General features: G+C 73.0%; 24 protein-coding genes. 13 read left to right on the top strand and 11 right to left on the bottom strand.

Annotated features, from left to right (window positions below):
- The first annotated feature begins 40 nt into the window (after positions 1-40).
- The 6 genes from OG509_RS25600 (at position 41) to OG509_RS25575 (ending at position 7,387) form a co-directional block, all read left to right on the top strand.
- Positions 41-1,267 carry a cytochrome P450 gene (locus OG509_RS25600; protein ID WP_406184847.1) on the top strand — a complete coding sequence of 409 codons (1,227 nt, stop codon included), beginning with the start codon at positions 41-43 and terminating at the stop codon, positions 1,265-1,267.
- 150 nt (positions 1,268-1,417) lie between these two features.
- Positions 1,418-1,615, top strand: coding sequence for a hypothetical protein (locus OG509_RS25595; protein WP_053689393.1), 198 nt, complete (start codon positions 1,418-1,420; stop codon positions 1,613-1,615).
- Positions 1,612-3,948 (top strand): TOMM precursor leader peptide-binding protein, encoded by a 2,337-nt coding sequence (locus OG509_RS25590; protein ID WP_406184845.1) that lies wholly within the window; start codon positions 1,612-1,614, stop codon positions 3,946-3,948. Before OG509_RS25595 ends, OG509_RS25590 begins: the two co-directional genes overlap by 4 nt.
- Positions 3,949-4,032: 84 nt before the next feature.
- On the top strand, positions 4,033-5,277 hold the full coding sequence (locus OG509_RS25585; RefSeq protein WP_387290428.1) for a sensor histidine kinase: 1,245 nt from the start codon (positions 4,033-4,035) through the stop codon (positions 5,275-5,277).
- Between the two features lie 120 nt (positions 5,278-5,397).
- The gene (locus OG509_RS25580; protein ID WP_406184844.1) at positions 5,398-6,006 is read left to right on the top strand and encodes a DNA-binding response regulator; all 609 of its coding nucleotides are present in this window, start codon (positions 5,398-5,400) and stop codon (positions 6,004-6,006) included.
- Positions 6,007-6,112: 106 nt separating this feature from the next.
- Positions 6,113-7,387, top strand: coding sequence for a glycosyltransferase (locus OG509_RS25575; RefSeq protein WP_406184843.1), 1,275 nt, complete (start codon positions 6,113-6,115; stop codon positions 7,385-7,387).
- Between the two features lie 70 nt (positions 7,388-7,457).
- Here OG509_RS25575 and OG509_RS25570 read toward each other — a convergent pair whose 3' ends face one another.
- Positions 7,458-8,198, bottom strand: a complete 741-nt coding sequence (locus OG509_RS25570) for a hypothetical protein (RefSeq protein WP_406184842.1) — start codon at positions 8,196-8,198, stop codon at positions 7,458-7,460.
- A 145-nt stretch (positions 8,199-8,343) separates the two neighbouring features.
- Entirely contained in the window at positions 8,344-9,636 is a 1,293-nt protein-coding gene (locus OG509_RS25565; protein ID WP_406184841.1) for a phosphoribosyltransferase family protein, read from the bottom strand.
- Between the two features lie 273 nt (positions 9,637-9,909).
- Between OG509_RS25565 and OG509_RS25560 the strand changes: the two genes are divergently transcribed.
- Positions 9,910-10,890, top strand: a complete 981-nt coding sequence (locus tag OG509_RS25560) for an XdhC family protein (RefSeq protein WP_406184840.1) — start codon at positions 9,910-9,912, stop codon at positions 10,888-10,890.
- 38 nt (positions 10,891-10,928) lie between these two features.
- Here OG509_RS25560 and OG509_RS25555 read toward each other — a convergent pair whose 3' ends face one another.
- Positions 10,929-11,252, bottom strand: a complete 324-nt coding sequence (locus OG509_RS25555; RefSeq protein WP_406184838.1) for a plasmid stabilization protein — start codon at positions 11,250-11,252, stop codon at positions 10,929-10,931.
- Positions 11,253-11,383: 131 nt separating this feature from the next.
- On the opposite strand from OG509_RS25555, the gene OG509_RS25550 reads away from it, so the two are divergent.
- On the top strand, positions 11,384-11,779 hold the full coding sequence (locus OG509_RS25550; RefSeq protein WP_406184837.1) for a DUF6479 family protein: 396 nt from the start codon (positions 11,384-11,386) through the stop codon (positions 11,777-11,779).
- Positions 11,780-11,833: 54 nt separating this feature from the next.
- Here OG509_RS25550 and OG509_RS25545 read toward each other — a convergent pair whose 3' ends face one another.
- Positions 11,834-12,745: an ATP-dependent DNA ligase gene (locus tag OG509_RS25545; RefSeq protein ID WP_406187683.1), complete on the bottom strand. Its 912-nt coding sequence runs from the start codon at positions 12,743-12,745 to the stop codon at positions 11,834-11,836.
- The gene (gene ligD / locus OG509_RS25540; RefSeq protein ID WP_406184835.1) at positions 12,745-13,650 is read right to left on the bottom strand and encodes a non-homologous end-joining DNA ligase; all 906 of its coding nucleotides are present in this window, start codon (positions 13,648-13,650) and stop codon (positions 12,745-12,747) included. Before ligD ends, OG509_RS25545 begins: the two co-directional genes overlap by 1 nt.
- A gap of 31 nt (positions 13,651-13,681) precedes the next feature.
- Between ligD and OG509_RS25535 the strand changes: the two genes are divergently transcribed.
- Entirely contained in the window at positions 13,682-14,785 is a 1,104-nt protein-coding gene (locus OG509_RS25535) for a Ku protein (RefSeq protein ID WP_406184834.1), read from the top strand.
- A 47-nt stretch (positions 14,786-14,832) separates the two neighbouring features.
- Here the strand turns inward: OG509_RS25535 and OG509_RS25530 are convergent, their stop codons facing one another.
- On the bottom strand, positions 14,833-15,717 hold the full coding sequence (locus OG509_RS25530; protein WP_406184832.1) for a nuclease-related domain-containing protein: 885 nt from the start codon (positions 15,715-15,717) through the stop codon (positions 14,833-14,835).
- Positions 15,718-15,899: 182 nt separating this feature from the next.
- On the opposite strand from OG509_RS25530, the gene OG509_RS25525 reads away from it, so the two are divergent.
- From OG509_RS25525 to OG509_RS25515, 3 genes are all read left to right on the top strand, one after another.
- Positions 15,900-16,502, top strand: coding sequence for a hypothetical protein (locus tag OG509_RS25525; protein ID WP_406184831.1), 603 nt, complete (start codon positions 15,900-15,902; stop codon positions 16,500-16,502).
- Positions 16,503-16,573: 71 nt separating this feature from the next.
- Positions 16,574-17,299: a hypothetical protein gene (locus tag OG509_RS25520; RefSeq protein ID WP_406184829.1), complete on the top strand. Its 726-nt coding sequence runs from the start codon at positions 16,574-16,576 to the stop codon at positions 17,297-17,299.
- Complete coding sequence (locus OG509_RS25515; protein WP_406184828.1) at positions 17,296-18,564, top strand: ATP-binding protein; 1,269 nt, start codon at positions 17,296-17,298, stop codon at positions 18,562-18,564. The genes OG509_RS25520 and OG509_RS25515 overlap by 4 nt, the downstream gene beginning before the upstream one ends.
- Before the next feature lie 12 nt (positions 18,565-18,576).
- Here OG509_RS25515 and OG509_RS25510 read toward each other — a convergent pair whose 3' ends face one another.
- The 3 genes from OG509_RS25510 to OG509_RS25500 are packed head-to-tail and all read right to left on the bottom strand — an operon-like array spanning position 18,577 to position 20,547.
- Entirely contained in the window at positions 18,577-18,861 is a 285-nt protein-coding gene (locus tag OG509_RS25510; protein WP_406184826.1) for a hypothetical protein, read from the bottom strand.
- A 10-nt stretch (positions 18,862-18,871) separates the two neighbouring features.
- On the bottom strand, positions 18,872-19,588 hold the full coding sequence (locus tag OG509_RS25505) for a TetR/AcrR family transcriptional regulator (RefSeq protein ID WP_406184825.1): 717 nt from the start codon (positions 19,586-19,588) through the stop codon (positions 18,872-18,874).
- 29 nt (positions 19,589-19,617) lie between these two features.
- The gene (locus tag OG509_RS25500) at positions 19,618-20,547 is read right to left on the bottom strand and encodes a diiron oxygenase (RefSeq protein ID WP_406184824.1); all 930 of its coding nucleotides are present in this window, start codon (positions 20,545-20,547) and stop codon (positions 19,618-19,620) included.
- Positions 20,548-20,716: 169 nt separating this feature from the next.
- On the opposite strand from OG509_RS25500, the gene OG509_RS25495 reads away from it, so the two are divergent.
- Entirely contained in the window at positions 20,717-21,826 is a 1,110-nt protein-coding gene (locus OG509_RS25495; protein WP_406184822.1) for a ferritin-like domain-containing protein, read from the top strand.
- 41 nt (positions 21,827-21,867) lie between these two features.
- Here OG509_RS25495 and OG509_RS25490 read toward each other — a convergent pair whose 3' ends face one another.
- Both OG509_RS25490 and OG509_RS25485 read right to left on the bottom strand, forming a co-directional pair.
- The gene (locus tag OG509_RS25490; RefSeq protein ID WP_406184821.1) at positions 21,868-23,328 is read right to left on the bottom strand and encodes a penicillin-binding transpeptidase domain-containing protein; all 1,461 of its coding nucleotides are present in this window, start codon (positions 23,326-23,328) and stop codon (positions 21,868-21,870) included.
- Positions 23,325-24,695, bottom strand: coding sequence for an FtsW/RodA/SpoVE family cell cycle protein (locus OG509_RS25485; protein ID WP_406184820.1), 1,371 nt, complete (start codon positions 24,693-24,695; stop codon positions 23,325-23,327). Before OG509_RS25485 ends, OG509_RS25490 begins: the two co-directional genes overlap by 4 nt.
- Positions 24,696-24,711 lie beyond the last annotated feature (16 nt).

Genomic DNA, 24,711 nt, shown 5'->3' with positions numbered 1-24,711 from the left:
TTACGACGACCGGACGGTACGACGGCAGGAAGGGCGATCCATGGGAACGGACATCTCGGTGGACATGATGGCGGACATCGCGGCGGACTTCGGTGCGCTCGGCGAGGAATTCACCAGGAATCCCCACCCGGTGTACGCCGCGCTCCGCGCCCGGGGCCCGGTGCACCGCGTCCGCGTACCGGAGGGCGCCGAGGCCTGGCTCGTGGTCGGCCACGAGGCCTGCCGCGCCGCGCTCACCGAGCCCTCCCTGTCCAAGTCCTGGCGGGACGCCTCTCCCGCGCTGCCGCTGGCGCGGCTCTCCGCGGGCGAGAACCTGCTGAGCTCGAACCCGCCCGACCACACCCGGCTGCGCAAGCTGGTGGTGAAGGAGTTCACGCCGCGCCGCGTCGAGGCGCTCGCCCCGAGGGTACGGGCCCTCACGGGCGAGCTCCTCGACGCCATGCTGGCCCGGCCCGCCGGCGCGGCCGACCTCGTGGAGGCCCTCGCGTTCCCGCTGGCCATGGGCATCATCTGCGAACTCCTCGGGGTGCCCTCCCTCGACCGCGCCGCCTTCCGCGACTGGGCCGAACAGGCCCTGAGCAGCCCGGACCACGCCACCAGGACCGCCGCCACGGCGGCGATGACGCGCTACCTCGTCGCGCTGGTGGACGAGATGCGCGAGCGGCCCCGCGAGGACCTGTTGAGCGCCCTGATCCGCGCCACCGACGAGGACGGCGGCCGGCTCTCGCCCGACGAACTCATCGGCATGGCCTGGCTCCTGCTCGTCACCGGCTTCGAGACCACCGTCCAGCTGATCTCCGGGGGCGTCCTCGCGCTGCTCCGCCACCCCGGCCAGCTCGCCGCGCTGCGCGCCGACCCCTCGCTCATCGACAACGCCGTGGAGGAGATGCTGCGGTACGAGGGGCCGGTCGAGACCACCACGTACCGGTTCACCACCGGGCCCGTGGAGATCGCCGGGACCCCGATACCCGGGGGCGGCGAACTGGTGCTGGTCGCGCTCGCCGACGCCGACCGGGACCCCACGCGCTTCCCCGACCCGGACCGCTTCGACATCCGCCGGCCCGCGGGCGGGCACATCGCCTTCGGTCACGGCATCCACTACTGCCTGGGAGCCCCGCTGGCCCGCCTCCAGGCCCGTACGGCCGTCACCGCGCTCCTGGCGCGCTGTCCCGGCCTCTCCCTGGACGCCGACCCCCGCGACCTCGGCTGGCGCACGGGCCTCCTCATCCGCGGCCCCCGGCAGCTGCCCGTCCGCTGGTCGGCCTGAACGTTCAGCTGTGTCGGCGGCACCGCACCATGTGAAATCTTCACCTTCCGCTGGTGACCGGGGCACTGTCCCGCGATCACCGGATCCTCGCAGAATCGTCAGTGAACGGACCGACCCGCGCCACGACGACGCAGAGGGAACTCCACCGCCATGACCAGCCTTTCGGCCAACGCCCGTATCAGCCCCAGCACCGGATCCGTACCGATACCCGCCCGCCCCTCGAAGCCTGGCCTGGTGATCGAGAACCTCGACGCCCTGCCGGACACCGCGTACGCCCTGTTCAGCGTCTGCAGCCAGACGCAGGTCACGGGCCCGGCGGCGCCGATCGCCGGACGGCTGGGAGCATGAGCACTGCCGAGCGTGAGCGGCCCGCCGTGCCGCTCGTGCCGCCTCCGGCCACCGCCGAGGCGCTGGTGGGTTTCAAGTCCCATCTGCGGCCGACGGTCGTCCCCGGCGACGCCGCATACCTGGTGTCCCGGCGCGGGGTGACGGCCCTGAGCGGGAGCGGGGCGGAGATCCTCGTACCGCTGCTCGACGGCACCCGGACCGCCCTGGCGGTCCGGCAGGAGGCCTCGCGGATCCTGGGCGCCGAGGACGCCGAGGCGGCCCTCGTCTCCCTGGCCGACGCCGGGTTGATCCGCTCCACCGCCCCGGCGGCCGCGCCCGCCGAGGCGCGGGCCGAGGCCGAGGCCGAGGCCGAGGCGTACTGGGATCTGGCCGGGCTGGACGGCGGCGTGGCCGCCGCCGGGCTGGCCCGGGCCGCCGTCGCCATCGAGGCGCTGCCCGGCCTGGATCCGCGGCCGGTGGCCGAGGCCTGCCGGGAGTCGGGGATCGCGGTCGTCGCGGACCCCGGCGCCGCCGACCTGGTCCTCGTCCTGTGCGAGGACTACCTCTCCCCCGCCCTGGCCGCCGTGGACGCCGGCCACCGCGCCGCGGGCCGGCCGTGGGTGCCGGCCAAGCTGTGCGGGACGGACCCCTGGGTGGGCCCGTTCTTCCGGCCCGGCTCCGGCCCCTGCTGGCACTGCCTGGCCGTACGGCTGCGCGGCCACCGCCACTCGGAGGTGCCGGTGCGGCGCGCGCTCGGCCTGGACGGCCCCGTACCGCGGCCGCCCGCCGGGCTGGCGGCCGGGACGGCGCTCGCGGTGAACCTCGCCGTCCTGGAGGCCGCCAAGTGGCTGGCCGGGCTGCGCCATCCCGAGCAGACCCACATCCGTACCTTCGACACGCTGCGCCTGCGCACCGCCAGCCACCCTGTGAGCCGGCTCCCGCAGTGCGCGGGCTGCGGGGACCCCGGCCTGGTGGCCCGCCGGGTCGGCGCGCCGTTCGTCCCCGTGTCGCGGCCCAAGGCCGCCGCGACCGGGGGCGGGGACCGCGCCCTGACCCCGGCGCAGGTGCTGCGTACGTACGGGCACCTCGTGGACCCGGTGACCGGGGTGGTCAAGGAGATCCGGCAGGCCTCCGGCGCCCCGGACTTCGTCCACGCGTACACCTCCGGGCACAACCTGGCCATGGAGTCGGCGTCCTTCGCCGGTCTCAGCTCCGGTCTGCGCGCGCTCAGCGGCGGCAAGGGCCGTACCGCCGAGGAGGCCCGTACGAGCGCGCTGTGCGAGGCGGTCGAGCGCTACAGCGGTACGCGCAGCGGGGACGAGCCGGTGGTCCGCGACTCCCTGCGCGGCCTGGGCGGGGCCGCCGTGCACCCCAACGACTGCCAGCTCTACAGCTCCCGCCAGTTCGCGGAGAGGGAGCGGTGGAACGCGCGGCACTCCCGGTTCCACCACGTCCCGGCGCCGTTCGACGAGACCCGCCCGACCGACTGGACCCCGGTGTGGTCGCTCACCGGGGGCGTCCAGCGGCTGCTCCCCACCTCGATGCTGTACTTCGGGCGGGGAAGGGATCGCGCCGAGGACGAGCCGTGGGCCGACTCCAACGGCAACGCGGCGGGCAGCAGCCCCGAGGACGCGCTGGTGCAGGGCTTCCTGGAGCTGGTGGAGCGGGACGCGGTGGCCCTGTGGTGGTATAACCGCACCCGTCAACCCGGGGTGGACCTCGGTTCCTTCGAGGACGAGTGGGTGGAGCGGATCCGCCACGGCCTGCGCCGGACGAACCGGGAGGTGTGGGCGCTCGACCTCACCTCCGACCTGGGCATTCCGGTGTTCGCGGCGCTGTCCCGGCGGACCGACAAGCCCGCCGAGGACGTGATCTTCGGCTTCGGCGCCCACTTCGACCCCCGGGTGGCGCTGTGCCGGGCCATGTCGGAGCTGGGGCAGCTGCTGCCCGCCGTCGGCGACGTACGGCCGGACGGCCGCGGATACCGGATCACCGACCCGGAGCCGCTGTCGTGGTGGCAGGGGGCCACCATCGCCAACCAGCCATATCTGGCGGCCGATCCGATGGCGCAGACCCGCACGCCGGGCCACTGGCCGTCGCTCCGGAACACCGATCTGCTCGACGACGTACGCTTGATCACCGAGCTGGTCCGCGGCAAAGGCATGGACCTGCTGGTGCTCGACCAGAGCCGACCTGACCTCGGACTTCCCGTGACGAAAGTGGTCGTACCGGGACTGCGCCACTTCTGGGCGAGGTACGGGTCCGGCCGGCTCTTCGACGTCCCCGTGAGCCTCGGCCGACTGGCCGAACCCACTCCGTACGACCAGCTCAACCCCGTCCCGCTGTTCGTATGACGGAACGATTCACGCCCCTTGTCCACGCCCCTCCCCTATGCTCACACCTGGCATGTAACAGAGGAACGCTCAAGGGGGATTGACATGCCTGGCCGCCTGAAGTCCTCGGACGGACCGTCGGAGGCGGTCCTGGTCGAGGGCATTCTGCGACGTAGCCGGGACTTACCCGCGCCCCGGATGGCCCAGGTCATCCTCGTCGCCGCGCTCCTCTGCTACGTGGGCATCACCGCCCTGAACATCCTCAGCGCCGGAGTCGAAGGACCCGCCCTGGCAGCCGCCTTCGGCTGCCTCGGCGCGGTCTTCGCCCTCCAGCTCCTGCACTCCCGGACGAGCACACAGCGCATCCCGACCGCCCGCAGGGCGCTGACCCTCGGCGCCCAGGTCGCCTTCACCTACCTGCCGCTCATCGCCCTGAAATCGCAGTGGGGCGCCATGGCGGGCTTCCTCGCCGGCTCCCTGCTGCTGCTCCTGCCCCCGCGGCTGGGCTGGATCCTGTACGGCTTCGTCGGCATCAGCATGCTGGTGCCCCCGCTGCTGGAAGGGCGGCCCGTCCTCGACGGCATCTATCTGGCGCAGAGCACCCTGCTGACCGGGCTGGTCACCTTCGGACTGACCAGGCTTTCGGAGCTGGTCCGCGTCCTGCACGAGAGCCGCGGCGAACTCACCCGCGCCGCGGTCACCCGCGAACGGCTGCGCTTCGCCCGTGACCTGCACGACCTGCTGGGGTACAGCCTCTCCGCGATCCAGCTCAAGGGCGAGCTCATCCACCGCCTGATCCCGGCCCATCCCGCCCGGGCCATGGACGAGATCGAGGACGTGCTGGCCATCTCCCGCCAGTCGCTGGCCGACGTACGGCGGGTGGCGAGCGGATACCGGGACATGTCGCTGGAGGAGGAGATCGCCTCGGCCAAGTCGGTGCTGGGCGCCGCCGAGGTCGACGCGGTGACCGACATCCGCATGGGAGAGGTCAGTTCGCCGGTGAACACGGTGCTCGCCACCGTGCTGCGGGAGGCCGTCACCAACGTGTTGCGCCACAGCCGCGCCGTGCACTGCGAGATCACCGCCATCGAGGAGGACGGCCTGATGACGCTGTCGGTCATCAACGACGGCGTCACCGAGGGCTACCGCGACACCTCGCCGCACAGCGGCAGCGGCCTGGGGAATCTGGGGATCCGGCTGCGGGCGGTGGGCGGGGAGTTGACGGTCGAACGGGGCCCCGGCACCTTGTTCCGGCTGGTCGCGCAGGTTCCCGCGCACGGGGACGTCGATCCCGACCTCGACGAGTCGGACGAGCCGGCGGAGGGCGAACGGTCATGGCTCGTCGCCTGACGTGACGGCGCACACCGGCCGCCGACCGGCCGCCGACCGACTGCCAACCGGTCGCCGGATCGGGCCGGTTGCTATGATCGGAAGTACAAGATCGACCGCGCGGACGGGGGGCTCGTCACGGTGATCAGAATCCTGCTGGCCGAAGACATGCACATGGTGCGCGGTGCGCTCGTCGCCCTGCTCGACCTGGAGGACGACCTGGAGGTCGTCAGCGAACTGTCGCGCGGGGACGAGATCCTGGCCGCCGCCCTCGACGTCCGGCCGGACATCGCCATCATCGACATCGACCTCCCCGGGCTCGACGGGCTGAGCGCCGCCATGCAGATCCACGAGCACATCCCGGAGTGCCGGACGCTGATGCTCACCAGCCTCGGCCGCCCCGGCACCCTGCGCCGGGCCCTGGCGGCCCAGGTCTCCGGCTACCTCCTCAAGGACGACTCCCCGAAGGAACTGGCCAGCGCCATCCGCCGGGTGGTCGCCGGCCACCGGGTCATCGACTCCAAGCTGGCCGTGGCCGCCTGGAACGGTCTGGAGAGCCCGCTGACCGACCGCGAGACCGAGGTGCTGCGCATGGCTGCCCAGGGCTCGGAGGCGGCCGAGATAGCCGGCGAGCTCCATCTGTCCACCGGGACGGTGCGGAACTACCTGACGACGGTCGTGATGAAGCTGAAGGCCCGCAACCGCGTGGACGCGATCCGCATCGCCCGCGACGCCGGCTGGCTGGTCTAAACGTACATTCGAGTGGTCTTGGGCCAAGGCCGCCTGCCATTCGGCGGCATCATCCTGGCGCCCTCGTAACGTCGCGCGGAAAGACACCCCCAGCCGGGAGCACCAGATGACGTCGACCGCGACCCCGAGGTTCTCCGTTTTCACGCCCAGCCACCGGCCTCGTTTCCTCGACGAGTGCCTGGCGACCCTGCAGGCGCAGACCCAGCAGGACTGGGAGTGGATCGTCCTGCTCAACAGCGGCGCCCGATGGCGGCCGGAGCGGCCCGACGACCGGGTCCGCGTGGTGATCGCGGACGAGATCCAGGGCGTCGGAGCGGCGAAGCGCAGGGCCTGCGAACTCGCGCGCGGCGAGATTCTCGTAGAGCTCGACCACGACGACCTGCTGGCGAAGTCGTGCCTGGCGGAGCTCGGCACGGCGTTCGACGAACACCCCGAGGCCGTCTTCGTCTACAGCAACACCGCGCAGATCGCCGAGGACGGAAGCCGGGACGACACCCGGTGGGACGAGTCCTGCGGCTGGCAGTACGAGGAGGTGGAGGTCGACGGCCGCAAGCTCCAGCAGATCGTCTCGCTGGCGCCGACCCCGCACAACGTCTCCTACATCTGGTACGCGCCCAACCACGTACGGGCCTTCCGCAAGGAGAGCTACGAGCAGGCCGGCGGGTACGACGCCGCGCGGACGGTCCTGGACGACCAGGACCTGATGTGCCGCCTCTTCCACCTCGGGGACTTCCACCACATCAACCGCTGTCTGTACCTCCAGCGGGTGCACCCCGCGAACACCCAGAGCGACCCGGAGATCAACGCGCACATCCAGCGCGAGACGGTCGTCCTGTACGACAAGTACATCGAGGCCAACGCCCTCGCGTGGACCCAGCGGCGCGGACTGCTGGCGCTGGACCTCGGCGCGGCCCACCGCAAGCCGCCCGGCTACCTGGGCGTGGACCAGTACCCGGGCAAGGGCGTCGACATCGTCGCGACGCTGCCCGGGAAGCTGGACCTGCCCGACGGTTCGGTGGGTCTGATGCGGGCGGTGGACTTCCTGGAGCACGTGCCCTCGAAGGTGCCGCTGATCAACGAGCTGTACCGGCTGCTGGCACCCGGCGGCATGCTCCTCACGATGACGCCCAGCTCGGACGGGCGCGGCGCGTACCAGGACCCGACGCACGTCGCGTACTACAACGAGAACTCGTTCTGGTACTACACGGACGACCAGTACCGCACCTTCGTCCCGACGATCGAGGCGAAGTTCCAGTCGTCGCGGCTGGTCACCTACTTCCCGACCGAATGGCACTCGCGGAACGACATCTCGTACGTGGTGGCCAACCTCATCGCGATGAAGGAGGGCGCCGCCCGGTGCGGCGGTCCGCTGCTGGTGTAGGTGCGCGCTCCACGGAAACGGCGGCGCCCCGGGGCCGAGGCCCCGGGGCGCCGCCGTTCTGCGGGGAGGGTTACGGCGTCGTGTCGACGCACACCACGTAGGTGGCGATCGGCTGGCTGGGCCCGACGGTGACGGTGGTGGCCTGCCACCCGTTGGGAGCAACGGGCTGGCTTTGGTGCACGATGCCGTTGTTGGTCTGGAAGCCGCCGCCGGTGGCCTGGTCTCCGGGGTTGCAGAAGACGGTCGACGTGCCGTTGGTGACGGGGTCGGAGACGTTGACGTAGGTCGTCACCGTGCCCGTCGCACCCTGGAAGCCCTGGTTACCTTGGTTGCCCTGGTTTCCCTGGAAGCCCTGGTTGCCTTGGTTTCCCTGGAAGCCCTGGTTGCCCTGGTTTCCCTGGAACCCCTGGTCGCCCTGGAAGCCCTGGTTACCTTGGTTGCCCTGGAACCCCTGGTTGCCCTGGTTGCCCTGGAAGCCCTGGTTGCCCTGGGAGCCCTGGTTGCCCTGGTTGCCCTGTTCACCCGGGACTCCCTGGTAGCCCTGCGGGCCCTGGACACCCGGCCGGCCCGGGTGGCCGGGGCGGCCCGGCTTGCCCTTGGGGCCCTGCGGGCCGCGGCCGTTGCCGTGGTCACCGCCCGTGACCACGCCGGCCGGGCCGGGCAGTGCCACGGCGCTGTCGGCTCCGGAGCGGTGGATGGCGTCGGCGATGGCCGTCGTGGTCGGGACGACGTTGAGCGCCACGGCGAGCACACCGGCCCCGACCATGGTGGCGGACTTCAGGCGTCTGGTTCGGATCGTTCGATGACTCAAGAGAACCGTCCTCACGGGACTGGGAGGGGTCGCGCCCGCAGGCGCGCGCCTCTGGCTACGAACGAGGCCATTGTTGACGCTTTGTGACCGAATGATCACCCTTCGGCCCATGTCTCGGCGACGATCACCCGAGCGGCCCCGCTCCTCAGCTCGCCGCGGGCTGCGGGGGGCGGTGGGTGGTGAGCCACTGCTCGGCGAGGGCGGACACCTGGTGGAGCGCTCCGGGTTCCTCGAAGAGGTGGGTGGCGCCCGGGACGATCTCCAGGCGGTTCTCACAGCGCAGGCGGGCCTGTGCCTCGCGGTTGAGGGTGAGGACCAGCTGGTCCTCCGAGCCGACGATCAGGAGCGTGGGGGCCCGGACCCCGGCGAGCCGGGATCCGGCCAGGTCCGGGCGGCCGCCGCGGGAGACCACCGCGTAGACCGGCGAGTCCGGGGCGGCCGCGGCCGCGAGGGCGGCCGCCGCGCCCGTGCTGGCGCCGAAGTAGGCCAGCGGGGCCCCGGTCCGGGTGCCGAGCCAGGTCGTGGCGGCGACGAGGCGGGCGGCCAGGGTGTCGATGTCGAAGACGTTCGAGCGGTCCGCCTCCTCGGCCGGGGTGAGCAGGTCGAACAGCAGGGTGCCCAGGCCGGCCCGGTTCAGGGCCGCGGCCACCTGGCGGTTGCGGGGGCTGTGGCGGCTGCTGCCCGAGCCGTGCGCGAACGCCACCACCGCGCTCGCGCCCGGCGGGAGGGTGAGGTCGCCGGGCAGGTGCAGGCCCGCCGCCTCCACCGCCACCTCCACCTCGGCCCGTTCCGTCGGGGCCGGCCGGCGCGGCGACCGGGCGAGCAGGGAGACGACCTCCTCGTCCGGGGTCTGGGAGAAGTCCCGGTACCACTGGCCGACCGACGAGAACCCCGGGGGCGCGGAGAGGCAGACCACCTCGTCGGCCACCGCGCCCACCCGGCCCAGCGCGTCCGGCGGGGCCACCGGGGCCGCCATGACGACCCGGGCCGCGCCCTGCGCCCGTACGACCTGGCAGGCGGCGGCCGCCGTGGCGCCGGTCGCGATGCCGTCGTCGACCACGATCACCGTCCGGCCGCGCAGGTCCTCCTGCGGCCGCCCCGCGCGGTAGCGGCCGGCCCGCCGGGTCAGCTCCGCCTGCTCCGCCTCCTCGACGGCGGCGATGTCCTGCGGGCGGAGCCCCCCGCGCCGGACGATGTCCTCGCTGATCACGCGTACGCCGCCCTCCCCGATGGCACCGAACGCCAGCTCGGGCTGGTACGGAACCCCCAGCTTGCGGACGACGATCACGTCGAGCGGGGCGCCGAGGGCGTGGGCCACATGGAAGGCCACCGGGACCCCGCCGCGCGGCAGCCCCAGGACCACGGGGTGGTCCGGCGCGTACCTCGCGAGCTCCGTGCCGAGTCTTCGACCTGCGTCGTCGCGGTCCGTGAAGAGCATTGCGGGTCATCCCCAAGGGTCGTCCCCGGCGTTGCCTGCCGTACTTCGAAACAACGCCTCCCGGCGGCCGCGCGCAAGTCAGAGTCGGTCGGCCGGTGCGGCGGCCCGTCCGGCGGCCCGTCCGGTGGTCTGTACGAGGGAGGTGGGTCCGGGTCTGTGGGTTTTGAGGGATGGGTAGGGGTGCGGTGCGTGCGTAGGTTGGCCGTGAGGCCGCGGTGCGCCGCTGACCTGGTGCCATGGGGCGGGCTCTGACGACGAGGATGGGGCAGCGCGATGCGTGAGCTGGTGGAGACGGCGCGGCGGTGGACGGCCGAGGGGCGGGCCGCGTTCCTGGCCCGGCCGGTGGCCGAGCAGGGGTTCGGACCGCGGGACCCGGCCGGGGCCCTGCTCGTGGACGCGCGCGGGGAGTGCGTCGGGGCCCTGTACCGGGGGGTCTTCGACGCCGAGCTGGTGGCGGAGGCCGGGGCCATGGCCGCCGGGGCCACCGCGCGGGTGTGCGAGGTATCGGTGGGGGCGGACGAGGCCGTCTCGGCGAAGCTGACCTGCGGCGGGCGGGCCGAGATCCTGCTCCAGCCGCTGTCGGCCGTGCCCGCCGCGTGGTGGGAGCTGCTCGGGGAGGGCGCCGGCGTCGCGCTCGTGACCCGGCTCGACGAGCAGGCCGGGCACGCGGTGAGCGAGGTGGTCCGGGCCGTCGACGCGCCGGCCGACGACGCCGAGCGGCGGGCCGGCGAGCTGCTGGCCACGCGGCGGCCCGGCCGGGACGCGCTGTACGGGCAGCGCGGGCTGGTGTTCGTGGAGGCGTACCCGTCCGCCCCGTACGTGGTCATCGGCGGGAGCGGCGAGCTCGCCGAGATCATCGAGGCGCAGGCCCTGCTGCTGGGGTGGGGGGCCGGACTCGTCGGCTCCGTCGCCGAGGCCGAGAAGCTGCTGGACGCACGCCGGGACGCCGCCTGCCTGGTGATGCTCAGCCACGATCCGGAGTTCGACGTGCCGACCGTACGGAGCGCGCTCGCGCTGGGGATTCCGTACGTCGGCGCGCTCGGCTCCCGCAAGACCACCGCGCGGCGGCGCGAGGGGCTGATCGCCGCCGGGGTGTCCGAGGCGGAGCTGGCGCGGGTGCACGGGCCGATCGGGCTGGACCTGGGGGCCCGGACGCCCCCGGAGACGGCGCTGGCGATCTGCGCGGAGATCCTGGCCGTGCTCGGGGGGTACGAGGTCCGGGCCCTGCGGGATTCGGACGGACCGCTGCGCTAGGCGCCGCGGCGTTGCGGTAGGCGCCGGGGCGTTGCGGCTCAGCTGCCGAGGGCGCGCCTGAGCTGCGTCTTGTTCATGTCGGAGCGGCCGCGGATGTTGCGGCGCCTGGCCTCCGCGTAGAGCTGTTCGTACGTCGGCCCCTGCGCCCCCGAACGGGAGTGCAGGCCGCCGCGCCGTCCGGAGGACATGTCGTCCAGCGACAGCCTGCTCGCGGTCTCGGACTCGCCGGCCCGGGCCCGTTCCTTGTTGACGGTCCGGGCCGCGATCTCCTTGGCGCGCTCCTCGGTCTCGCCGCGCCGCTCGGCGCTCTCCTTGATGTGCTCGTACTGGCGTTCTCGTTCGGGTGAAGATCCGCGGGGCATTTTGCGGCTCCCTTCGGGGCGGTCGTCCCGGCGCCTGCCCCGGATTCGGCCCGCTAGTCACACGTTGATCGGACAAGGGGGTCTTCCCGGCTTCACGGCCGAAACAGCCCCTATCGGGGAAAATAGTGCGTATGGACATGACCTTGAGTCTGGACGAGACAGTGACGCACATCGTGTGGTTCCTGGTCGTCGGGATCGCCGTGGTCGCCTTCCTGCTCGCCGGCTTCAAGCTCGGCCAGCGGGTCCGGGCCAAGGAGCCCCCGCCGCCGACCGCGGAGAGCCAGCCGCACCTGCCCGCCGGCGGCGCGGTCTACGAGGTCCGCGAGGAACGCGACCAGGTGGAGATCCCGGAGGGCGGGCTGCGCCCGCACGAGATGCAGGGCTACGGGAACTTCGGCTCCACGGCCTCCAGCCACCCGGAAGACGTCCGGGCCGAGCGGGAGTCGGGCTGGAAGCACGTGGAGGGGCCGCATCCGCACGTACAGCCCGGCGCTCCCCCCGACGCGGGGCGCGGCGCGCACAGCTGAACCCGGCCCCGAGGTCCTGCCCGAACTCTGACCCGCGCCACGCCACGGCGCGGGTCAGAGTTCCGTCCGCAGCCTGAGCACCTCCGGCGGCGGGTGCCGGGCCGTCGAGGGGTGGCGGACCTCGGCCGTCAGCGGCGGGTCGAGCGGGCGGTACGGCACCTCGCCGAGCCCGATCGCGGTGACCGTGGCCCCACCCGCCCGGGACCCGGCCGGGGTGCGGGCGGGGGCTTCGCGCTCCGCGACCGCCGCCACCACGTCCGCCCGCAGCGCCACCGTCAGCGGGCTCGACACCAGCGGGATCCCGTCCCCGACCGGCAGGACCAGCACCAGCGCGAGCGGGCGGCGCGGGGTGCCGGTGTACCCGACCACCGCCGCGTCCCGCACCTGGGTGTGCCGCAGCTTCTGCCAGCCGCGCCGGCCCGCCGGGTACGTCTGGTCCAGCCGCTTGACGACCAGCCCCTCGATGCCGCTGGCGGGCAGGGTCTCGTACCAGGTGGCGGCCAGTTCCGGGTCGGTCGTCATCGGGACCGGCTGCAGTGGCGGGCCCAGCGGGAGCAGCAGGTCGACCAGGAGCGCCCGGCGCCGCTCGTAGGTGCGCCCGCGCAGGTCCAGCCCGGCCAGTTCCAGCACGTCGAACGCCGCGTACGAGGCCGGCAGGCTCTGGGCGAGTACGGCGGCCCGCGCGGCCGTGGCAGCCGCCGCCCGGCGCTGGACGAGCGCGAAGTCCGTACGGCCGGCGTGCCAGACCACCACCTCGCCGTCGAGGACGGTCCCGGCGGGCAACTGCCGGGCCGCCGCCGCCAGATCGGGGAAGGCCGCGGTCACGATGCGGCCCGAGCGCGCCTGCAGCACCACGTCCTCGGCGGTGCGCACGACGACCAGGCGGTGGCCGTCGAACTTCGGCTCGTACGCGAGGCCCGCCCGGCGCGGCAGGGTGCGTACGGTGGCGGCGAGCGCGACGCGGATCACGGCCGGGCCCCGGGGGGTGCGGGCAGCCGGTGGGCGCGGTCGGGGTCCGTCAGCGGGGCGAAGAGGTCGCCGTCGCGCTCCAGTCGGGGCGGGATGTCGTCGGCGAGGAAGACCAGGTCGGCGGGGGCGCGGCAGGCCGCGACCTCCTCCCAGGAGACGGGGGCGGAGACCGTCGGCCGGGCCCGTGCGCGCAGCGTGTAGGGGGCGGCCGTGGTCTTGGCGGCGGCGTTCTGGCTGTGGTCGACGAAGACCTTGCCGGGGCGCAGGGCCTTGGCCATGCGGTGCAGGGCGAGGCCGGGGAGCGCGCGCTCGGCCTCCTGGGCGAGGCCCTTCGCGTACGCCGACACGCGGTCGGACGGGGTCGGTTCCAGGGCCACGGCCAGGTGCACGCCCTTGGAGCCGGAGGTCTTGGCGTACGCGTCCAGCCCGTCGGCGGCGAGGCGCTCGCGCAGCCACAGCGCGACGGCGCAGCACTCGACGGCGGTGGCGGGGGCCCCGGGGTCGAGGTCGATGATCAGCCGGTCGGCGACGGCCGGGCTGCCGGCGGGCCACTGGGGGGTGTGGAACTCGACGACGAGGTTGGCGGCCCACATGAGGGAGGGCAGGTCCGCGATGACCACCTGCAGCGCGGAGAGGTCCTCGGAGCGGGGCACCGGGGTGGTTTTCACCCAGGCGGGGGTGCCGGGCGGCGGGTTCTTCGTGAAGAAGAGCTGGCCGTCCGGGCCGTCGGGATAGCGCAGGAACGACACCGGCCGGTCGTGGACGTGGGCCAGCAGCGGACCGGCGACGGTGGCGTAGTAGTGCAGCACCTCGCCCTTGGTGTAGCCGGTCTCGGGGTACAGGACCTTGTGCAGGTTGGAGAGCGGGATGCGACGCCCCTCCACCATGGTGATCGGCGTCATACGATGAGATTGCCATGAATCGGGAGGAACCGTGCGATCCATCTGGAACGGGGCAATCTCTTTCGGCTTGGTCAGCATTCCGATCAAGCTGGTGAACGCCACCGAGAGCCACTCGATCTCCTTTCGCCAGATCCACCTGAGCGACGGCGGACGGATCCGCTACCGCAAGGTGTGCGAACTGGACGGCGAGGAAGTGGCGACCGCCGAGATCGGCAAGGGGTACGAGGAGGCGGACGGGTCGATCATCCCGATCACGGACGAGGACCTGGCGCAGCTGCCGATCGCCACGGCGAAGACGATCGAGATCGTGTCGTTCGTACCGGCGGACGAGATCGACCCGCTGCAGATGGACGCGGCGTACTACCTCGCGGCGAACGGGCCGACGGCGGCGAAGCCGTACACCCTGCTGCGGGAGGCGCTGAAGCGGAGCCGGAAGGTCGCGATCGCCAAGTACGCGCTGCGGGGGCGGGAGCGGCTCGGCATGCTGCGGGTGGTCGACGACGTGATCGCGATGCACGGGCTGCTCTGGCCGGACGAGATCCGGGTGCCGGAGGGGGTGGCTCCGGAGGGGAAGGTGTCGGTGCGGGAGGCCGAGCTGGACCTGGCGGACGCGCTGATGGCGACGTTGGGCGAGGTGGAGATGGACTCGCTGACGGACGAGTACCGGGAGGCCGTGGAGGCGATGGTCTCGGCGAAGTCGGAGGGCGCGTTCGAGCCCCCTGCGGCGGCCGAGGTGGAGCCGGCCGGCGGGAAGGTCATCGACCTGATGGCGGCGCTGGAGAAGAGCGTGAGCGCGGCGAAGGCCTCGCGGGGGGAGGCGGGCCCGGAGGCGGAGGTCACGCCGATCCGGCGGAAGAGTGCGGCGGCCGCGCCGAAGGCGGTGGGCGGGAAGAAGTCCACGGCCGCGACGAAGAAGACGGCGGCCTCCGGTACGAAGAAGACCGCGTCGGCCAAGTCGACCTCGGCCAAGTCCACCGCGGGCGGGTCGACGGCCACCAAGTCGACCGCCACGAAGTCCGCGGCCACCAAGTCCACCACCAAGTCCACCGCCAAGTCGGCCTCCAAGTCCGCCTCTGCGAAGAAGACGGCCGCTGCGACGAAGAAGGCGGCCCCGCGCAAGCGGGCCTCGGCCTGAGGGCGGGGCGGGGGTGAGCCCGCGGCCCCCACCCCCGCCCCGCTCCTTCAGCGTTTCCCGGAACTCCGCCCCGGACCCCGGTCATCGAGCGCCGGGCGGGCCGGGAGGAACCGGCGTCGCGGGCGGTGCGGAAGGGGCGGGAGCCAGGTGCGGGCGTCGCGGGCCTGGGTGAACAGGGCTTCCGTGTCCGGGGGTTTGAGGGTGACCGGGGCCGACGCGAGGTGCGCCCGGGCCGTGGCCGGCTCCAGGACGCGGATGTCGCGGACCGTCGGGGCCACCTCCACGCGGGAGGCGTCCACCAGGGCCAGGGCCGGCAGGACCGGGGCCGCGAGCGCCCGGGTGGCCGCGGCGGCGGCCCGGCGGATCCAGCGCGGGTCCTGGCGCGGCTCGGCCCGGCCCACGGTCAGCAGCAGGTCCCCGACGGCCGCGCGCTGGCGGCGGCCCGGGAGCGTACGGACGCAGAAGATCCCCGCCGGGCCCATGAGCAGGTGGTCGATGGCGCCCAGACCCGGGAGCGGGACGCCGTGCAGGACCCGCCAGCCGTCCGGTTCGAGGGAGTCGAGGAGGTCGCCCATGCGCTGCTGGGCGGTCAGGTCCTGGCGCATCCGGTGCCGGGTCCGGGTGCCCGCCGAGCCGTGTTCCAGTTCGCCCAGCAGGAGTTCGCCGGGGCGGTTCGCCGCCAGGTCCTCGTCCGGCGGAAGGGCGAGTCTGCGCAGGTCGGCCGGTGTGGGCACCGGCGGCGGGCCGACCGTGAACGGGCCGGCGATGTACGGGCGTAACGCCGCCACGACCGCGTCGCGGTGCTGGTCGGCGAGCACGCTGATCCGGTTGGTCTGCCGGTCGTACCAGGCCACCGCCCGGCCGTCGGGCAGGTTGACGTAGAGCCGGCCGCGGCCGGGGCGGCCGCTCGGCAGCACCTTGAGTCCCCGCATGGACCTCACCCCCCGCCGTACATGGGAGCAGCCCGGACGCCTCGCGGCAATCCCCCGGTGGAGTTCTCGACCGTGTAACAGCTTCTACGGGACTCCGCCGGGTGCCTGTTACAAGCTCATCGCGGTACTGACACAGCGGGCTCCTAGGTTTGTCGCACCTGGACCGGACCGAAGGATTTCCCGTGAGCACCGTCAACCGCCGCACTCTCGTACGAGCCGCCGCAGTGACCGCCTGCGCCGGAACCCTCCTCGCGCTGCCCGCCGCGGCCGCACTCGCCGAGGGGGTGCCCGCCGCGTCGGCGGCGCGGTCCGCGGGTGCGCCCCGGACCCTGGTCAAGAGCCTCGCCCTCGCGGACGGCGTGTCCAGGGCGAACGTCTACCGGATCGCCGAGGGCGGCTTCCAGGCCGACATCCTGGCCGCAGACGGCGCCAAGGCGGCCACCTTGACCAGCCGTGACGGGGTCGCCGGCATGGGCCGCACGGGCGCGCTCCACGCGGCCCTGCAGCCCGACGGCCGGCTCTCCTCCTGGGTCGGCGGGACGGGTGACGCGAACGGCCACACCGCCACGCCCGTCACCGACGGGTACAAGACCGGGATCCGGGACGGCCGGGTCGTCCAGGCCTCGGCCGGGCACGCCCGCGCGGTCGCCGGCGGGACCCTGGACACGCTGGCCGACGGGCCGGGCGACGGCGTACTGCTGCTCGCCGCGGGCGGCGGGATCGCAGCCGTGGGCGCGGCCGGGCTCGGCTTCGCCATGCTGCGCCGCGGCCGTACCGAGGGCTGATCCACGACCGCCCGGGAGGCCTCGAAGGCTCCCCAAACGGTCATATCTCCACATAAGGCTAAGATGCGCCGATGACCCGCGCCGCCCTGTTCGCCCTGCCGCTGCTCCCGCTGCTGCCCCTGCTCGCCGGCTGCGGCGACACCGGCGGTCCGGTGGGCGCCGGTGTGACCCCGACCGCGAGCGGGCCCGTACATCTGTGGCCGGAGCGCAAAGGGGCCTCCGTACCGCCCGCCGATCCCGGCGGTGCGCCGCCCGAGTACGTACAGGGACTGCCGCGCGTGACGGACCAGAACGTGCACGGGGTCGATCCGGTGGCCCTCGTCCAGGCGGAGCTGGCCGCCCACCCGAACACCGGCGTCGGCCCGGACGGGATGCCCCCGGAGACCGTCGCGGCGATCAAGGCGTGCGGGCCGGCGGGGCAGCAGGGCGAGAAGTGCCCGGTGCTGGCCCCGTACTACCGGGACCTGACGGGCAACGGCCGCGACGAGCTCGTCATCGGCATCGAGATGCCGGACCGGATGATGTCCGTACGGGCGTACACGGCGGATCCGGACGGACGCCTCAACCGGATCATGGCGACGACGCAGACCGTCGTCACCGTGGAGCTGGCCGGGCAGGACGTGATCCTGCGGGTGCCGAGCGGCAATCCGGGCTACGAGCTGATCACCGCGTGGTCCTGGGACGAGAAGCAGCGGACGATGCTGCCGACGCGGGAGCAGATCGTACGGCTGCCGGGGACGGTGCAGAGCCCCTCCCCCTCCCCGCCGCTGAAGCCGTCCGCCGAGGGGACCCCGTGAAGGGGCTGCACGGGCGGCTGCCCGCCTGGACGGCCACCCTGACCTGGAAGTCCGGGCTGTTCATCGTCGTGATGTGCTGTTCGCTCGCGGCCGTGCTCGGCGCGCTGGTGCACGTGGAGGTGACCCGGCAGACCGTCGCGGCGGCGCGGGACAAGGCGTTGGAGAAACTGCACGACGTGTCCCGCGAGTACGAGGCCGGCGAGGCCCTGCCGCCCGACGCGGGGATCGATCCGGCGGGGCTGCCCCCGGCGCTGCGCGCCCTGGCGGTGTCCGGGCAGCGCGCGACGATGGTGGCCGAGTACGAGGGCCGGCCGACGATGTGGGCGGCTGCCCCGGCGGACGGCAAGGTCCTGGCCACGGCCGTGGACTATTCGCAGAGCGCGCGGACGATCGGCGGCCTGGACAACGCGATCATCGGATCGTCCGTGCTGGCCATCGGCGGAACGCTGCTGGTGGGTGCCTTCGCGGTGACCCGGGTGACGCGGCGGCTGCACCAGACGGCGACCGTGGCCCGGCGGATCACGCAGGGCGATCTCGACGCGCGCGTGGACGATCCGCGGACGAAGGACCCCTCCCGGCACCAGGACGAGGTGGCGACCGTGGCGGGGGCGCTCGACACGATGGCCGGGACCCTGCAGGCGAAGCTGCTGAGCGAGCAGCGGTTCACGGCGGACGTCGCGCACGAGCTGCGCACGCCGCTGACGGGTCTGCAGGCAGCCTCGGAACTGCTGCCGGAGGGGCGGGCGACGCAGCTGGTGCAGGAGCGGGTACGGACGATGCGCGGGCTGACCGAGGACCTGCTGGAGATCTCGCGGCTGGACTCGGGGCGCGAGGTGGTGGAGACGGATCTGCACCAGCTGGGGCGCCTGGCGCGGCGGGTGGTCCGGGCGTCCGGGACGGAGACGGAGCTGGTGGTCGTCCGGGACGCGCACGTGGAGACGGACCGGCGCCGCCTGGAGCGGGTGCTCGGGAATCTGGTGGCCAACGCGCACAAGCACGGGCGGGCGCCGGTGGCCCTGACCGTGGACGGTCCGGTGGTGACCGTACGGGACCACGGGGACGGGTTCCCGGAGTACCTGATGGCGCACGGCCCGCAGCGGTTCCGGACCGGGGGCGTGGGGACGGGCAAGGGGCACGGGCTGGGGCTGACCATCGCGGTGGGGCAGGCGGAGGTCATCGGCGCGCGGCTGGAGTTCCGGGAGGCCGAGGGCGGCGGGGCGCTGGCCGTCCTGACCCTCCCGGAGCCCCCGCCGGACTCCCTGTAGGGAGGCGCCCTGTCAGGGGGTGTCCTGCCGCGGCGGGGTCGGCTTCGTCCAGGGCCAGCGGAGCCTGGGCTTCTGCCCGGACGGGGCGTACGCGTACTTCCAGCCCTTCTGCAGGTGCAGCCGCTTGGAATAGCCCGCCGGGACCCGCTCGTACAGCAGGACCGTCGCGGGGCCGCCGTCCGCCGAGGGGACCGGAATCTCGTACCACTTCGGCGGGTGGCCGGTCGGGCCGAGGAGGATCGGCAGGACCCGGCCGTCCATCGGGCCGCCCTCGAAGGGCGTGGGTTCGCTTCTCACCCCACCAGTGTCACAGCAGGTGGGCGGCCTCGGAGACCACCGGGATCACGCGGCGGGCCAGGACCCCGACCGGGCCGTCCGCCGATTCCAGGGCCAGCGCGGCCCGCGCCGCGGCGGAGGTCTCCGGGTCGGTGGCGGCCGTCGCCGTCAGGAGGGCTATGAACTGGTCGACCAGCCAGTCGCGCAGGGCCGAGACCTCCGGCTGCTTGCCCTCGTCGATCCAGATCAGGGAGGCCGCCTCGACCGCCGTGATCCAGGTGCGGACCATCATGCGCAGCCGCGGGCCGGGGGCCGGGACGGCCAGGTGGTAGAGGATCTGCTGGGCCGCGGCCCGGCGGATGCCGTCCACCGTGGCCGTCGTACGGGAGGTCTCGACGACGCTGCCGCCCTGGAGGAGGGCCGAGAACCCCGCGTCGTGCTCGTCCACGAAGGCCAGGTACCGGTCCAGGGCACGGGAGAGGCGCTGGGTGAGCGGACCGGCCTGCGGTTCGGCGAAGCACTGCTCCAGGAGGTCGGCCGCCGAGCGCAGGGCCGCCTCGTACAGCTGCTGCTTGCCGCCCGGGAAGTAGCGGTAGACCAGGGGCCGCGAGACGCCCGCCGCCTCGGCGACGTCGTCGAGCGAGACCTCTTCCGGGGCCCGGTGCGCGAACAGCGACAAGGCGGCGTCGAGGAGCTGGGCCCGCCGCTCCTCGACGCTCAGCCTGCGGTACGCGCGTACGGTCGTCATGCCCGCAGGGTAGCCCCGAAACAGCCGGTTCAGGCGAGGAGTCCCGAGCTCTTCCAGAGCCTGCGGCCGACTCCGCGCAGGACGCCGATGTCGTCGAGGAAGTCCGTGAGCCGCTTGGCGCCCGTCTGCATGACCTCGCGCCGGTGGCCGCTCGCCTTGACCTGGGCGAGGGCCTCGCGCCGGTCGAGGCCGATGTTCTCGTAGACCTGCGGATTGACGAAGGCCAGCGAGAAGACGCGGGCGGCCTCGCCGCAGCTGACGCGGGTCAGCTCCTGCTCCCAGCGCGGGGCGCCTCGCATCTGGCGGCGCAGCTCCTCGCGGGCGTACCGGACGTGCCGGGCCTCCTCGATGACGTGGATGCGGGTGACGCCGCGGACGAGGGGCTGGACGCGCTCGTCGGGGAAGGTGAGGCGCTGCATCCAGTCGAGGATCTCCTCGCCGAGGAGGGTGCAGGCGAAGGAACCGGGGGTGGTGGAGACCGTCTTGAGGATGCGGGCGAGGTTGTGGTTGGTGCGGGAGACGGGGTAGGCGGGGGCGCCGGCCTTCTCGATCATGCGGGCGAACATCATGGAGTGGCGGCACTCGTCGGCTATCTCGGTGAGCGCGTACCGGACGTGGTTGCTGGTCAGGGACTTGTCGTAGATGTGCCGGACGAGCAGCTGCATGAGGATGATCTCGAACCAGATGCCGAGGGAGCCGAGGGCCGCGGCCTCGTGGCGGGAGAGGTCGATGCGCTGCTCCTCGCCCATCTTCTTCCAGACCGGGGTGTCGTAGAGGGAGAGCAGCTCGGGCGGCCAGTAGTACTTGCCGTCGACCGTCGGGGCGTCCCAGTCGAGTTCCTTGTCGGGGTCGAAGGAGTGCTTGGCCGAGGATTCGAGCAGCCGTGCGGCGACCTGCTCGCGGTCCTTGAGGAGGCCGAGCGCGTCCTGCAGCGCGTTTCGATCGGTCACGGTCGTCATGGCTTCGGATACCTCGCTCATCGGGTTACCGGCGGTCAACAGTTATGAGACTGCTTGTCAGCAAGACCGTCAATCCCCTGCGCACGACTTGTTGACCCCGCGTCTACCAACGTGTGACGCTGCCAACCATCCAGTCCTGTACGGAAGTACACGAGCCGAGGGAGCGTCAGTGTCGACGCACGAGCTCTACACCAAGGACCCGGGCGCGGACGTCTGGCAGGTTCCGGCCTCCGGTTCGGCCCGCTTCAGCTGGGAGTACGCCGATGGCCGCGAACGGCTCCTCGCGCTCTACCAGAAGGGCAAGGACAAGCAGTGGGACGGCGCCAAGCGCATCGACTGGGAGCTGGAGGTGGACCCGTACAACCCGCTCGGCACCCCGGACGAGGCGCTGACCCTCTACGGCACCCGGCACTGGGCCGGACTCACCGAGAAGGACAAGGGGGAGCTGCGCCGGCACTACGCCGCCTGGAACTTCAGCCAGTTCCTGCACGGTGAGCAGGGCGCGATGGTGTGCGCGGCGCGGATCGTGGAGTCGGTGCCGGACCTGGACGCGAAGTTCTACTCCGCGACCCAGACGATGGACGAGGCCCGGCACGCCGAGATCTTCGGCCGCTTCCTGCACGAGAAGGTCGGGATGCTCTACCCGATCAACGACAACCTCCAGGCGCTGCTCGGCGACACCCTGCGCGACTCCCGCTGGGACATGCCGTACCTGGGCATGCAGGTGCTCATCGAGGGGCTGGCGCTGGCGGCGTTCGGGATGATCCGCGATACGACCGACAAGCCGCTGCCGAAGCAGATCCTGGCGTACGTGATGCAGGACGAGGCCCGGCACGTGGCGTTCGGGCGGATGGCGCTGCGGGACTACTACAAGCAGTTGACCGACGCCGAGCTGCGCGAGCGCGAGGAGTTCGTGATCGAGGGCTGCTACCTGATGCGGGACCGGCTGCGCGGGGTGGAGGTGCTGGAGAACTTCGGCATCTCCCGCAAGGAGGCCGCGGAGTTCACCGAGCAGTCGGAGTTCCTGCACCTGTTCCGGAAGCTGCTGTTCAGCCGGATCGTGCCGTGCGTGAAGGACATCGGGCTGTGGGGCGAGCGGCTGCAGAAGGCGTACCTGGACATGGGCGTCTTCGAGATGGGCAACTCCAACCTGGACCTGCTGATGGCCCAGGACGAGGAGATCGCCGAGGCACTGGACCGCGAACGCTTCGCGGTCCAGGAGGCGGACCGGGTGGCGGAGGTGGAGGCGGCGATCGCGGAGGGGGCGGATCCCACGTAGGGGGTGTCCCCCTGGGACCGGTCGCGCCCAACCGGTCGGGTTCAACTCGCGGCGAGCGCCGCCTCCATCACCGCCCGGGCGATCGGGGCGGCCGCGCCGTTGCCGCTGATGTCCCCGCGGCGCGCCTCCGCGTCCTCGACGACCACCGCCACCGCGACCCCCGGCTGCGGCGCGTCCTCGGCCTTCGCCCAGCCGATGAACCACGCGTACGGGGCCCCCGCGTTCCCGACGCCGTGCTGGGCGGTGCCGGTCTTGCCGCCGACCACCGCGCCCGGGATCGCGGCATTGCGCCCGGTGCCGTTCTCCACCACCTGCACCATCATCTCCTGCAGCCGCAGCGCCGTCGCCGGGTTCATCGCCCGGCCCAGGCCGTGCTGCTGCCCGCGCCGGACCTGGTCCCCGTCGTCCTGGGTGGTCCGGTCGACGAGGTACGGGGACTTGAGCTCGCCGCCGTTCGCGACCGCCGCCGCCACCATGGCCATCTGGAGCGGCGTGGCCGTCGTGTTGAACTGCCCGATCGAGGACAGCGCCAGCTGGTCCGGACTCATGTCCGTGTCGAAGTTCGACCGCGACACCCACGCCGGCACCCGCAGCCCCTCCTCGTTGAACCCGAACCGGCGCGCCGCGTCCACCATCGCGCGCAGCCCGACCCGCACCCCGATCTTCGCCATCACCGTGTTGCAGGACCACTGCACCGCCTCCGCCATCGAGGCGTCCTGGCAGCCGGTGGCCGCGTTCGGCAGGAGGGTGCTGGTGCCGGGCAGCGGGTAGGGGTCGGGGGTCTGCGTGGGCGCGTCCACATCGGTGACCACGCCCGCGTCCAGGGCCGCGGCCGCCGTCACGATCTTGAAGGTGGAGCCGGGCGGGTACGTCTCGCGCAGCGCCCGGTTCAGCATCGGCCGGGCGGGGTCCGCGTTCAGCCGGGCCCAGGCCGCCTTGACGGGCCCGCCGGTGCCGGAGAGCGCCGCCGGATCGTACGAGGGGCTGCTGACCAGCGCGAGGATCCTGCCGGTGGCGGGCTCCAGGGCGACGGCCGCGCCGCGCCGGCCCGCCAGTCCGGTGTACGCGGCCAGCTGCGGGCCGGACCGTACGGTGGTCTCCGCGTTGCCGCCGGACGGGCGGCCGCGGGCCAGGTCGTACCAGAGCGGGAAGGCCGAGAGCCCCGGGTCGGTGCCCGAGAGGACCGCGTCCTCGGCGCGCTCCAGGAGACTGGTCCCGTACGTCTGCGAGGAGAACCCGGTGACCGGCGCGTACAGCGGGCCGTTCGCGTACGTCCGCTCGTAGCGCAGGAGCTGGCCGCTGTCCCGGGATCCGGTGACGGGCCGGCCGTCGACCAGGATGTCCCCGCGGGGCTCGGCGTAGCGCTCGATGGCGGGGCGCTTGTTGGCCGGGTTCGCCCCGTACGCGGCGGCCTCCCAGACCTGCACCCGGGCGACGTTGACGAGCAGGGCGGCGAGCAGCAGCGCGCAGAAGTACGCGCACCAGCGGATGTACCGGATCACGCGCCGCCCCCCTCGGCCGGGCGCGGCCGGCCGGCGCTGTCGCCGAGCCGGACGAGCAGCGCGACGATGATCCAGTTGGTGACGACGGAGGAGCCGCCCTGGGCGAGGAAGGGCATGGCCATGCCGGTGAGCGGGATCAGCCCGGTGACTCCCCCGGCGATGACGAACACCTGGAGCGCGACGATCGAGGCGAGCCCGGTGGCGAGGAGCCGGCCGAAGGGGTCGCGCAGCGCGAGCCCGGTGCGGAATCCGCGGTGGACGAGGAGTCCGTAGAGCAGCAGGATCGCGGTGAGGCCGACGAGGCCGAGCTCCTCGCCGGCGGTGGCGAGGATGAAGTCCGACTTGGCGGCGAAGCCGATGAGGAACGACTGCCCGTGGCCGAGCCCGGAGCCGAGCAGCCCGCCGGCGGCGAAGGCGAAGAGGGACTGGGCGAGCTGGCCGGGGCCCTGGCCGCGGTCGATGGAGGCAAAGGGATTCAGCCAGTCCTCGACGCGGCTGTGCACATGCGGCTCCAGGGTGCCGACGGCGTACGCGCCCAGGGCTGCGAGCAGCAGCCCGATCGCGATCCAGCCGATCCGGCCGGTGGCGGTGAACAGCATGACGACGAAGAGCCCGAAGAAGAGCAGCGAGGTCCCGAGGTCGCGCTCCAGGACGAGCACGCCGACGCTGAGCAGCCAGATCGCGAGGATCGGACCGAGGACCCGGCCGGGCAGGAGGCGCAGCTTCCAGAACAGCCGCCGGCCGGTGAGGGCGAGGGCGGTGCGGTTCGCGGCGAGGTAGGCGGCGAAGAAGACGGCGAGCAGGATCTTGGCGAACTCGCCGGGCTGGAAGGAGAGTCCGGCGAACCGGATCCAGATGTGCGCGCCGTTGACCGCCGGGAAGAGGACGGGGACGAGCATCAGCACGAGGGCGGCGGCCACGGAGAGGTACGCGTACTTCTGGAGCACCCGGTGGTCGCGCAGCAGCACGACGAGGAGGACGAACAGGAGCACGCCCAGCGCCGACCAGCGCAGTTGGTCACCGGCGGTGAGGTGGGCGGGAGTGGTGAGGTCGAGGCGCTGGATCAGGACCAGGCCGAGTCCGTTGAGCAGGACGGCGATGGGCAGGACGAGCGGATCGGCGTACGGGGCCCGGAAGCGGACGGCGAGGTGTGCGACTAGGGCCGCGCCCCCGAGCCCGGCGGCGTAGCGGCCGGCGGCCCCGGGGGCGCGGCCGGTGGTGGCGAGGCCGACGTAGAGGTGGCCGAGGACGCAGATGAGGACGGCTCCGACGAGGAGCGTCAGCTCGACGCCTCTGCGCGTGGACGCGGAGCCGTCGGGGGGCGGGGGCGGCGCGGGCTCCGCCACCTCTGCCGTCAGAGCGGTCATATCGGAAACGTAGCAA

It is taken from the genome of Streptomyces sp. NBC_01006 (assembly GCF_045162725.1).
Lineage (GTDB): Bacteria > Actinomycetota > Actinomycetes > Streptomycetales > Streptomycetaceae > Streptomyces.
This window is presented reverse-complemented; position numbering and strand designations above follow the sequence as displayed.

Coding starts and splice junctions, on each gene's coding strand:
- OG509_RS25600 (WP_406184847.1), top strand. CDS start 41: ATGGGAACGGACATCTCGGTGGACATGATGGCGGACATCGCGGCGGAC.
- OG509_RS25595 (WP_053689393.1), top strand. CDS start 1,418: ATGACCAGCCTTTCGGCCAACGCCCGTATCAGCCCCAGCACCGGATCC.
- OG509_RS25590 (WP_406184845.1), top strand. CDS start 1,612: ATGAGCACTGCCGAGCGTGAGCGGCCCGCCGTGCCGCTCGTGCCGCCT.
- OG509_RS25585 (WP_387290428.1), top strand. CDS start 4,033: ATGCCTGGCCGCCTGAAGTCCTCGGACGGACCGTCGGAGGCGGTCCTG.
- OG509_RS25575 (WP_406184843.1), top strand. CDS start 6,113: ATGACGTCGACCGCGACCCCGAGGTTCTCCGTTTTCACGCCCAGCCAC.
- OG509_RS25565 (WP_406184841.1), bottom strand. CDS start 9,636: ATGCTCTTCACGGACCGCGACGACGCAGGTCGAAGACTCGGCACGGAG.
- OG509_RS25560 (WP_406184840.1), top strand. CDS start 9,910: ATGCGTGAGCTGGTGGAGACGGCGCGGCGGTGGACGGCCGAGGGGCGG.
- OG509_RS25555 (WP_406184838.1), bottom strand. CDS start 11,252: ATGCCCCGCGGATCTTCACCCGAACGAGAACGCCAGTACGAGCACATC.
- OG509_RS25550 (WP_406184837.1), top strand. CDS start 11,384: ATGGACATGACCTTGAGTCTGGACGAGACAGTGACGCACATCGTGTGG.
- ligD (WP_406184835.1), bottom strand. CDS start 13,650: ATGACGCCGATCACCATGGTGGAGGGGCGTCGCATCCCGCTCTCCAAC.
- OG509_RS25530 (WP_406184832.1), bottom strand. CDS start 15,717: ATGCGGGGACTCAAGGTGCTGCCGAGCGGCCGCCCCGGCCGCGGCCGG.
- OG509_RS25520 (WP_406184829.1), top strand. CDS start 16,574: ATGACCCGCGCCGCCCTGTTCGCCCTGCCGCTGCTCCCGCTGCTGCCC.
- OG509_RS25505 (WP_406184825.1), bottom strand. CDS start 19,588: ATGACGACCGTACGCGCGTACCGCAGGCTGAGCGTCGAGGAGCGGCGG.
- OG509_RS25500 (WP_406184824.1), bottom strand. CDS start 20,547: ATGACGACCGTGACCGATCGAAACGCGCTGCAGGACGCGCTCGGCCTC.
- OG509_RS25485 (WP_406184820.1), bottom strand. CDS start 24,695: ATGACCGCTCTGACGGCAGAGGTGGCGGAGCCCGCGCCGCCCCCGCCC.